The following is a 1,224-nucleotide window of genomic DNA, read 5'->3' on the forward strand; positions in this document are numbered from 1 at the left end:
TCAATCAAGTAGTCAAAGAAAATATAGAAAATACTATTAAGCTTATGGATAAAATAAATGATTCTAAAGAAGTTACTATTTTAGCAGGTGAATTTATAGATGCAAATGGAAAAGTAATTAAAGGAATAGGCAAGGAAAATGCAAAAGATATTATAGAAAATACTCAAAAGCTTATGGAAAAGACTTTGGAAAAAGCAAGTACAAAAAAAATTGAAAAAGCAAATATAGAACAAGAAAAAGCAACTATTGTAGTAGGTGAAAATACTGTAAAGGAATTGGCTAAGGATATAGAAAATACAGTAAAAATCTTAGAAGAAAAATGTAATAAAAATCATATAGAAGCTAAGAATATAGAAGGCAAGATGATTCTTCAAATGCCAAATATAAATAAACAAGAAGTAGAAACCATTTTACCAGCTAATACAATAAAAATAGCAAAAGAAAACAATATAGAAAAAGTTCTTGTGAAAACAGAAAAAGCAGTGTTTACCCTTACACAAAATACATTTGAGGAAGTAAAAGACAATATTATATTGAATGTAAAGGAAATAGAAAAAAATACATTGTATTCTTTTATACCTAAAGAAAGTACAGTAGTAGATTTGACAGTTTATTTAGGGGAAAAACCGATTAAAGAATTTAAAGAAAAAATAAAAGTAGCTATTTTATACAATGGAGAAGTTAAAAAAGAAGAAGTAGTGCAAGTATTTTATCTAAAGGATAAGGAAACTATAGAAAACATGGGTGGTCAATATGATCAAGATACAAAGATGGTTACCTTTGAAACAAGTCATTTTAGCAAATATTTTGCTCAAAAAGTAGAAAAAGAAGAAATAAAAATAGGATTTCATGATTTAAAAGATTATGAATGGGCAAAGGAAGCTATAGAAGAAATGGCTCAAAAAGGTATCATCAATGGAAGAAGTAAAGAGCTATTTGACCCGAGTGCATCTATTACAAGAGCAGAATTTGCAACTTTAATTACAAAAATGCTTCAATTAGATACAGAAGATACAAAATTAAGCTTTACAGATGTAAAAGAAAATCAATGGTATGCTCCATATGTAAAAGCTGCTTACAAAAATGGACTCATTAGTGGAAGAAGCAAAACTATATTTGATCCAAATGGAAAAATTACAAGAGAAGAAATGGCAACAATTATTGGAAAGGTACTGACTCAAAAAGGAAAAGAAAAAGCAAGTATAAATGAATTAGAAAGATTTA

Annotated in this window: 1 protein-coding gene; it reads left to right on the forward strand. The window is 27.2% G+C overall.

Annotated elements, in window-relative coordinates; translation table 11 throughout:
* Positions 1 to 44: 44 nt before the first annotated feature.
* Positions 45 to 1,224 (forward strand): S-layer homology domain-containing protein (locus BN2409_RS00165; RefSeq protein WP_207642550.1); only part of this gene is annotated, 1,180 nt, incomplete at its 3' end.

The organism is Inediibacterium massiliense (genome assembly GCF_001282725.1).
Classification (GTDB): Bacteria; Bacillota; Clostridia; order Peptostreptococcales; family Thermotaleaceae; genus Anaerophilus; species Anaerophilus massiliensis.